Origin of the sequence: Streptomyces sp. NRRL S-337 (assembly GCF_000720175.1) — a bacterium.
GTDB classification, from domain to species: domain Bacteria; phylum Actinomycetota; class Actinomycetes; order Streptomycetales; family Streptomycetaceae; genus Streptomyces; species Streptomyces siderophoricus.
Map to the genome: position 1 here is coordinate 46,097 of NZ_JOIX01000048.1, position 8,465 is coordinate 54,561.

The 8,465-nt window shown below is 71.5% G+C and carries 5 protein-coding genes and 2 pseudogenes; 5 read left to right on the plus strand and 2 right to left on the minus strand.

Translation table 11 applies throughout. From position 1 onward, the window contains the following. Window positions 1-116 precede the first annotated feature (116 nt). Window positions 117-1,946 (plus strand): annotated as a pseudogene (locus tag IG62_RS42365) (alpha-L-fucosidase). Between the two features lie 159 nt (window positions 1,947-2,105). Here the strand turns inward: IG62_RS42365 and IG62_RS47415 are convergent. Next, window positions 2,106-2,279, minus strand: coding sequence for a hypothetical protein (locus tag IG62_RS47415; RefSeq protein ID WP_158795125.1), 174 nt, complete (start codon window positions 2,277-2,279; stop codon window positions 2,106-2,108). A gap of 383 nt (window positions 2,280-2,662) precedes the next feature. On the opposite strand from IG62_RS47415, the gene IG62_RS0127755 reads away from it, so the two are divergent. Then, a complete protein-coding gene (locus tag IG62_RS0127755; RefSeq protein WP_030808968.1) occupies window positions 2,663-4,087 on the plus strand; it encodes a lipase maturation factor family protein in 1,425 nt (474 codons plus the stop codon). Here IG62_RS0127755 and IG62_RS0127760 read toward each other — a convergent pair. Then, window positions 3,981-5,069, minus strand: a complete 1,089-nt coding sequence (locus IG62_RS0127760; RefSeq protein ID WP_037839469.1) for a tetratricopeptide repeat protein — start codon at window positions 5,067-5,069, stop codon at window positions 3,981-3,983. The two genes, IG62_RS0127755 and IG62_RS0127760, sit on opposite strands and share 107 nt — an antisense overlap. A gap of 260 nt (window positions 5,070-5,329) precedes the next feature. Here IG62_RS0127760 and IG62_RS0127765 point away from each other — a divergent pair, with 260 nt between their 5' ends. The 3 genes and pseudogenes from IG62_RS0127765 to IG62_RS0127775 form a co-directional block, all read left to right on the plus strand. Beyond that, window positions 5,330-6,547, plus strand: coding sequence for a lactonase family protein (locus tag IG62_RS0127765; RefSeq protein ID WP_030808973.1), 1,218 nt, complete (start codon window positions 5,330-5,332; stop codon window positions 6,545-6,547). A gap of 89 nt (window positions 6,548-6,636) precedes the next feature. Continuing rightward, window positions 6,637-8,040 carry an amino acid permease gene (locus IG62_RS0127770; RefSeq protein WP_051798677.1) on the plus strand — a complete coding sequence of 468 codons (1,404 nt, stop codon included), beginning with the start codon at window positions 6,637-6,639 and terminating at the stop codon, window positions 8,038-8,040. 139 nt (window positions 8,041-8,179) lie between these two features. Then, window positions 8,180-8,465: pseudogene (locus IG62_RS0127775) on the plus strand (two-component sensor histidine kinase); the annotation flags it as partial.

An 8,465-nucleotide genomic window follows, 5' to 3' on the forward strand; every position in this document is an offset into this window, starting at 1 on the left:
ATGTTTGTCGCGCCCCGGGGGTTCCGGTCGCGGGGCCGGGCCTGCACCATGCGGGAGGACACGGGAGGCGCGCACCCGGTTCGCCGACGGGACCATCCGACCCGAGGGAGCGAGCGATGCACAGCCGCACGAGACCGTTCCGGAGACTGCGAGTCGTGGTAGCGCTGGCCGCGCTGCTGCTGGCGGCGGGCGGCTCAGGGGCCGCCGCCGCGCCTTCGCCGCGGCCCGCCGAGGGACCCGGCACCAACCATGCGACCGACGACCCGTTCACCGCGCCGCGCACCGCGTGGTGGCGCACGGACCGCTTCGGGATGTTCATCCACTTCGGCGCGTACTCGAACCTGGAAGGCGAGTACCCGCGGCCGGACGGCACGGTCTGCCGCAACGCGGAGTGGATCGAGCGCGAGTGCGGCATTCCGCGGGCCGAGTACGAGAAGCAGGCCGCCACCTTCGACCCGTCCGGCTTCGACGCCGAGGCGATCGTCCGGACCGCCAAGGAGGCCGGGCAGCGCTACCTCGTCATCACCGCCAAGCACCATGACGGCTATGCGATGTGGCCGACCCGGCAGAACACCTGGAACCTGCGGGACCACTCCGCGTTCGACAAGCGCCGCGACATCCTCGCCGAGCTGAAGCGGGCCGCCGACGCCGCCGGCATCAGGCTCGGCTTCTACTATTCGATCTGGGACTGGCACGACCCGGACTTCGCCGGCCCGGCGACCTTCCCGCGGTACAAGAAGCGGATGTAGGGCCAGCTCAAGGAGCTGATCGAGAACTACGACCCGGCGCTGCTGTGGTTCGACGGCGAGTGGGACGCGGACCGCCCCACCAACCGATGGTCCCGCCGGGACGGCGCCGAGCTCCAGGCGTATCTGCACCGTCTGAAGCCGGACCTGATCGTCAACAACCGCGTCGGCAAGCGCGACGTGGTCGACGGGGACTTCGGCACGCCGGAGCAGGAGATCCCCGCCGAGCCGGTGGACGGCCAGCTGTGGGAGAGCTGTATGACGCTCAACGACCATTGGGGGTACGCCCGTTACGACAGCAACTGGAAGTCGGCGACGACCGTCGTCCGCGATCTGCTGGACGTGGCGAGCCGGGGCGGCAACTACCTGCTGAACGTGGGGCCCGACCGGCTCGGCCGGATCCCGCAGCCGTCCGTCGACCGGCTGCGGGCGACCAGACGCTGGCTGGCCGCCCACGGGCAGGGCGCCGCGGTGTACGGCGCCGGGCACACCGGACTGGTCGCCGCCCCGCCGTGGGGCGCGGTCTCCCGGCGCGGCGACGAGCTGTACGCCTCGGTCACGTCGTGGCCCGCGGCCGGGAAGGCGCTCCATCTGACCGCGCGGGCACCCTTCCGGATCACCGCGGCCCGGGTGCTGGGCAGCGCCCGGCCGGTGACGGTGGTCCGGGCCGGCGACGGCTATGACCTCACGCCGTCGGGCCCGGCCCCCGATTCGCTGGCGAGCGTCCTCCGGCTGACGATCGAGCCGCCGCCGGAGGCGCCCGCCGGCACCGGCACCGGACTGACCGCGCGGAGCTGGGCGAACGACTCCTTCACCGGCCCGCCCGCGGTGACCGGCGTCGATCCGACGGTGAACAAGTCCTACCGCTTCGACGGCTCGCCGGATCCCGGCGTCCCCGCCGATCACTTCAGCACCCGCTGGACCGGCTTCCTCCAGCCGCGCTTCGACGAGACGTACACCCTCACCACCGTCTCGGACGACACCGTGCGGCTGTGGCTCGACGGCAGGCTGCTGATCGACAGCGCGACCCCGCACGGCCCGAAGGTGGACAAGGCCACGATCACCTTGCAGGCCGGCCACCGGCACCGCATCCGGATCGACCACACGGAGCGGACCGGTGAGGCGCATATGAAACTGCTGTGGTCGAGCCCGAGCCAGTCCCAGCAGATCGTGCCGCAGCGCCGGCTCTACCCGGGCTGATCCCTGACGGCTGATGCCCGGCGACTGTTGCCCGAGGGCTGATGAGCGACCGGGCGGCCCGCGTGACGCCGGCGCACCCGCGGTCTTCGGTGCCTGGGCGGGCGTCGGCCCTGACCCTGGAGGGTGCTACCCCAAGGGTCAGGGCCGACGTCCGAGCGGTCAGTCGATGCCGCGGAAGATGTGCGGCTCGCCGGGATCGTCGTCACAGCCGGCCAGTCGCACCGGCCCGCAACGGTCCCAGAATTCGAGGTTACGGACTTCCTTGATCCGACCTGGTCGCTCGCCCGCCTGCTTCAGCCGGGGTTGCTTGGGTTGAACCTTGTGCACAGCCACCACGCACTCCTTCATCGAGGTATTGGTCCGACGCGGTGGCGCCTTGTTCACAGAGCGGGAAGTCGGCCAAGGTTTGTGGCGTTCCCGCGACGGGCCAATGGTGTTGGCGTCTCCCAGATAGGTCGTCCGTCGACCCTCAGGGTAACTACGGCGCTCGCGTCGCGCTCGACGTTTTCCGGCGAGATGGTCATGTCGCCGGAAGGCGGGAATAGCGCCCCCTTGGGAGACCGGGCCGGCAAAGCCACAATGTGAGGTACATCACACACTCGAACGGCTCTCAGGTTGCTGCAATTGCCCCGATCCGTACGCTGGAGGGTGACTGGCGAGTGACCGCGCGGACGGAGTGTTCCCGGGTGCGCGGCGGCAGTGCTACCCATGGGCGGGTGGCATGGTTCTCGGATTCCGGTTACTGGCTCGGCCGGCTGGTCTTCCAGCGGCTGCTGGCCGTTCTCTATCTGCTCGCGTTCCTCGCGGCACTACGGCAGTTCCGGGCGCTCATGGGGGCGCGCGGGATGCTGCCGGTGCCCGAGTTCGTGGCGCGGGTGCCGTTCCGCTTGGCGCCGTCGGTGTTCCACTGGCGCTACTCGGACCGCTTCTTCGCGGGCTGGTGCCGGGCCGGGATGGTGCTGTCGGCGGCGGTGGCGGCGGGCGTCGCGGACGCCGTACCGCTCTGGGCGTCGATGGTGCTGTGGGCCGTGCTCTGGGCGCTGTACCTGTCGATCGTGAACGTCGGGCAGACCTGGTACAGCTTCGGCTGGGAGTCGCTGCTGCTGGAGTCTGGCTGCCTGGCGGTGTTCCTCGGCAACGCCGACACCGCGCCGCCGGTGCTGATCATGTGGCTGCTGCGCTGGGTGCTGTTCCGGGTGGAGTTCGGTGCCGGCCTGATCAAGATGCGCGGTGATCGCTGCTGGCGGGATCTGACCTGCCTCTACTACCACCACGAGACCCAGCCGATGCCCGGCCCGCTGAGCTGGTTCTTCCACCACCTGCCCAAACCCCTGCACAAGGTCGAGGTGGCCGCCAACCACGTCGCCCAACTCGTCCTGCCCGTGCTGCTGTTCACCCCGCAGCCGATCGCCGGCTGGGCGGCCGCCGCGATGGTGGTCACCCAGCTGTGGCTGGTGCTGTCCGGCAACTTCGCCTGGCTGAACTGGGTGACCATCGCGCTCGCCGCGTCCGTCGCCGCCCCCCTGTGGGCGCAGCCCGATACGCCGCTGCCCGGCGCTCCCCTCTGGTTCGAGGTCCTGGTCCTGATCGCCACCGCCGGCGTCGCCTGGCTCAGCTACCGACCGGCCCGCAACCTGCTCACCCGGCAGCAGATGATGAACACCTCCTACGAGGCACTGCACCTGGTCAACTCCTACGGCGCCTTCGGCAGCATCACCCGGGTACGCCGGGAGATCGTCATCGAGGGCACGGCGGACGCGGTGACCGGGCCCGGGACGACCTGGCAGGCGTACGAATTCCACGGCAAGCCGGGCGATGTGCGCCGGGTGCCGCGCCAGTTCGCGCCGTATCACCTGCGGCTGGACTGGCTGATGTGGTTCGCCGCGCTGTCCCCGGCCTACGCACGGTCCTGGTTCGTCCCGCTCGTGGCGCGGCTGCTGGAGAACGACCGGGACACCCTGCGGCTGCTGCGCACCAATCCGTTCCCCGACCTGCCGCCGGCCCGGATCCGCGCCCGGGTCTTCCGCTACCGCTTCACGACGTGGCAGGAACGGCGGGAGACCGGAGCGTGGTGGCATCGCACCGAGGAGCGGGAGTTCCTGGCGCCGATCGGGCGGTCAGCTCTGTCCGGAAGGCGCTGACCATGGCGCGCGCATGACGCAGCCCTATTCGGGCGAACTCCTTTTCCAGCACGGTGAGTTCGGCCAGCGTCTCGTCCAGGTCGTGGCCGAGCCGGGCGCGGGACTTGGCCAGGCCCAGCCGGGACAGCGCCTCCCCGCGCGGCTCCTCCATCGCGCGGAACTCCCCCAGCGAAAGGGTGTAGGTGTCCCGGGCCGCGGCGTATCGACCCGCCCGGTACAGCACATTGCCGCGCATCTTGTGGTTGTAGGCGAGCGCGCTGGCCAGGTCCATCCGGCGGCAGACCGCCTCCGCCTCGGACAGCAGCGTCAGTGCCCGCTCGGTCTCGCCCCGCACGGAGAGCACATCGGCGATCCCCCGCAGCGACCAGGCGCGACCGCGCGCGTCATCGCCCTCCTCGGCTATCCGGGCGGATTCCTCGAACAGCTCCAGGGCCTTGTCGTAGTCGCCGGTGTTGCGGTGCATCTGGGCGATGCCGGACATCGCCCAGACCGTGTGCCGGGCCTCGCCGTGCTCCCGCGCCTGGGCGAGCAACTGCTCGTGGAGCTCGGCGACCGCGGCGTAATCGCCCTGTATGCGGCCGGTCTCGGCGAGCCCGGCGAGTGCGTAGCCGTGCGCCAGGCGGTCGCCGCCGCGGTCGGCCAGGGCGACCGCGTGCGTGAGCAGCCGGCGGGCCAGCGGCAGCGTGCCGCACTGGCGGGCCAGTGTGCCGCCGCTCCACAGCGCCCAGGCCATGGCACCGGCGTCACCCGCACTCCGGCCACTGCGGTAGCTCTCCCGCCAGGCGTCGCCGGCCGCCGCGACCCGGCCCAGCCGCCGGTTGGCCTCGGCGACCGCAAGCCCGGCCCGGGCCCGCTCCAGCGCCGTGCCCGCCTCGGCGCGCGCCCGGCTCGCCGTGGCCAGCACCTCCTCGTAGGACGAATTCACGCCCAGTGCCGCGCCCAGCTCGCCCTGATATTCCGGTGCGAACGCCTTGCCGTACATCAATCCCGGACCTCTCGATCATTTCCGTGCTTGATCACGAAAGTACGAGCGATCGGGGGTCCGGCGAATCAACCCACGTATGGGTCCTTCCGTACAACTGGAGTGCTACGCCGGGGGTGCCTGGTCGTCTTGGGGATGTAGGGGTCTCTCAGGGTCCACCCCCGAGAGGGCAAGGCGCGGACGCGTTCCCTGCCGTTGCACGCTCCGCAATTCGAGTTGCAGCTCTTGCCGACACAGGCGGGGCGGGCCACCCTGCTCCCATGACCGAACCGCGCACGGATTCGCGTACGGGGGCGGCGGCCGGACCCGGGATCGGCCGCCGCCGGTTCCTCGGGACCGTGGCGGCGGGGGTGGCCACGGCCGCCGGTGCGGGAGTGCTGACCGTCGGGGACGCGGCGCCCGCCCGGGCCGGCCGCGCCGCCGGCCGCCGCCCGCACGGTACCCGCCCGCTCTTCCTGGGCACCTACACCTCGAAGGAGGGCGGCGGCACCGGTATCGGCCTCGCCACGTACGACACCGCGACCGGCCGGATCACCGCCACCGGCGTGGTCACCGGCGTGCCCGACCCGTCCTACCTCGCCCTCGCCCCGTCCGGCCGCACCCTCTACGCGGTCGACGAGCAGCAGGAGGGCCAGGTGACCGCTCTCGCGATGGCCCCGGACGGCCCGCCCACCGTGCTGGGGGCCCGGTCCACCGGCGGGGCCGGCCCCTGCCACCTGTCGGTGCATCCCGGCGGCCGCTGGCTGCTGAGCGCCAACTACCTCTCGGGCAGTGTGGCCGTCCACCCCGTCGACCGGGCCACCGGTGCCCTCGGCCCGCGCACGGACCTGGTCACCCACAGCGCTCCCCCGCCCGGCCCCGGCCAGGACGGACCGCACGCCCACCAGATCATCACCAGCCCCGACGGCCGCCACGTCCTGGCCGTCGACCTCGGCAACGACACCGTCTACAGCTACCGGCTCGATCCGACGGCCGGGAAACTCACCCAGGTGTCGGCCGCGTCACTGCGCCCCGGCACCGGCCCCCGGCACCTCACCTTCCACCCCACCGGAGACTTCGCCTACCTGGCCAACGAGGTGGACAACACGGTGGTCGTCTGCGGCTACGACCGCCGGACCGGACGCCTGACACCCGGCGCACCGCAGTCCACCGGGACCGGTCCCGGCACCAGCTATCCGGCCCAGATCCTGGTCACCGCCAACGGCCGCTTCGCGTTCCTCGCCAATCGTGGCCACAACAGCCTCACCCGTTACGCCGTCGCGGCGGGCGGGGCGCGGCTCGTCCTGCTGGACACCGTGCCGGTGGGCGGCGACTTCCCCCGGCACATCGCCTTCTCCCCGGACGAGCGGTGGCTGTTCGCGGCCAACCAGAAGTCGGGCACGGTCACGGTCTTCTCCGTCACGGCCCGCACCGGAACCCTGACCCCCGCCGGGGAACCCTTCGCCGCACCGCTCCCCGTCTGCACCCTCCCCCTCTGAAGGCCGGGCGCTGCCCCGTTCCGTTGCCCGCCCGCTCCGAAACACCGCGGCAACAGTCCTGCAGGGTTGGCCGATTAGCGTCGCCCCCCATGAGCGCGAAGGCAGCAGCGGGGAAAGCGACACGGCGAGCCACCCCGCCGGAACCGACGGAACGGACCGGTCTCCGGCACACCCTCAAGCGCCGCCACATGCAGTTGATCGCGCTCGGCGGGGTCATCGGTGCCGGGCTGTTCGTGGGCAGCGGGGTGGTCATCCGGTCCACCGGCCCGGCCGCCGTGCTTTCCTTCCTGGCGGCCGGCACACTGACCGTGCTGATCATGCGGATGCTGGCCGAGATGACCGTGGCCCGCCCCGCTCAGGGGTCGTTCTACGCCCATGTCCGCGAGACCCTGGGAGCGCGTGCCGGGTTCGCCGTCGGCTGGCTGTACTGGTACTTCTTCGTCATCGTGGTCGCCGTGGAGGCGGTGGCGGGCGGCCGCATCGTCCAACTCTGGCTGCCTGACGCGCCGTTGTGGGCGATCAGCCTGGTCCTGATGGCGCTGCTGACCGCCACCAACATGGTGTCGGCGCGCTCCTACGGGGAGTTCGAGTACTGGTTCTCGTCCGTCAAGATCCTCGCGATCGTGGTCTTCCTCTTCCTCGGCGCGCTGTACCTCCTGGGACTCTGGCCGCACGCGCACGGCGGACTGGAGCTGCTCACCTCGCACGGCGGATTCGCCCCGAAGGGGCTCGGCGCGGTGCTGACCGCCGTGGTGCCCTGCATCGGCTTCTTCACCGGTGCGGAGATCGTGACCATCGCGGCGGCCGAGTCGGTCGAGCCGGAGCGGGCGGTGGCGGACGCGATCCGCTCGATCGTCCTGCGGGTGGTGGTGTTCTACGTCCTGTCGGTCTTCCTGGTGGTCGCGGTGGTGCCGTGGACGTCGAAGGCGATCGAGGTCAGTCCGTACGCGGCGGTGCTGGACCGGCTCGCGGTGCCGGCCGCCGGCACCGTCATGAACGCCGTGGTGCTCGTCGCCGTGCTCTCCTGCCTCAACTCCGCGCTCTACACGTCGTCCCGGATGCTGTTCGCCCTCACCCGCAACGGGGACGCGCCCCGCGGCATGGGCAAGGTCAGCGCGAGCGGTGTGCCCCGCCGGGCCCTGCTCGCCGGCACCTCGGTCGGCTACCTCTCCGTGATCGCCGCGTGGATCTCCCCCGACGTCGTCTTCGCGTTCCTCATCAACTCCTACGGCGCCGTCGCCCTGTTCGTCTATCTGGCGATCGCCGTGGCACAGCTCCGCATGCGCCGCACCCTGGAACGCGCCGACCCGTCCCGCCTCACCCTGAAGATGTGGCTCTTCCCCTGGCTCAGCCGCCTCACCGTCGCCCTGCTCGCCGTGGTCGTCCTCACCATGGCCGTCCTCCCCACCACCCGCCCCCAGTTCTGGCTCAGCCTGCTGACCGTCGCCGTGGTCCTCACCGCCTACGAAGTCCGCCGCCGCCGGGAGACGTAGGACGACGCCCGACCCTGACCGGACGCCTGACGCCGGGGCCCTGGTTCCTTCCTTACCGCCGGTTTACCACTCATTTGCGCAGGATGGGTGCCACGTGGCAACTGCCCCGCGCTGTGGGGCATCTGAGGGAGGACCAGTCGTGCGCGCACCCGCCGCCGAGCACCCCCGTCGGCCGGCGCCGTGGTTGCGGCCGACGATCCGGGTACGGCTGACGCTGCTGTACGGCGGCATGTTCCTGGTGGCCGGGGTCGTGATCGATGCGCTGATCGGCGACTGCCTCCGGGTGCACGGCGCGCCGGTGGACGACTTCGTGGACCGTTCGTTGGTGGCGTTGCTGGGGCTGACGGTGGTGGCGTTCGCGTTCGGTTATGCGATGGCGGGGCGGGTGTTGTCGCCGTTGGGGCGGATCACGCGGACCGCGCAGC

Excerpts from the sequence above, each read along its gene's own strand:
- IG62_RS0127760 (WP_037839469.1), bottom strand. The coding sequence starts at position 5,069 with ATGTACGGCAAGGCGTTCGCACCGGAATATCAGGGCGAGCTGGGCGCG.
- IG62_RS0127765 (WP_030808973.1), top strand. The coding sequence starts at position 5,330 with ATGACCGAACCGCGCACGGATTCGCGTACGGGGGCGGCGGCCGGACCC.
- IG62_RS0127770 (WP_051798677.1), top strand. The coding sequence starts at position 6,637 with ATGAGCGCGAAGGCAGCAGCGGGGAAAGCGACACGGCGAGCCACCCCG.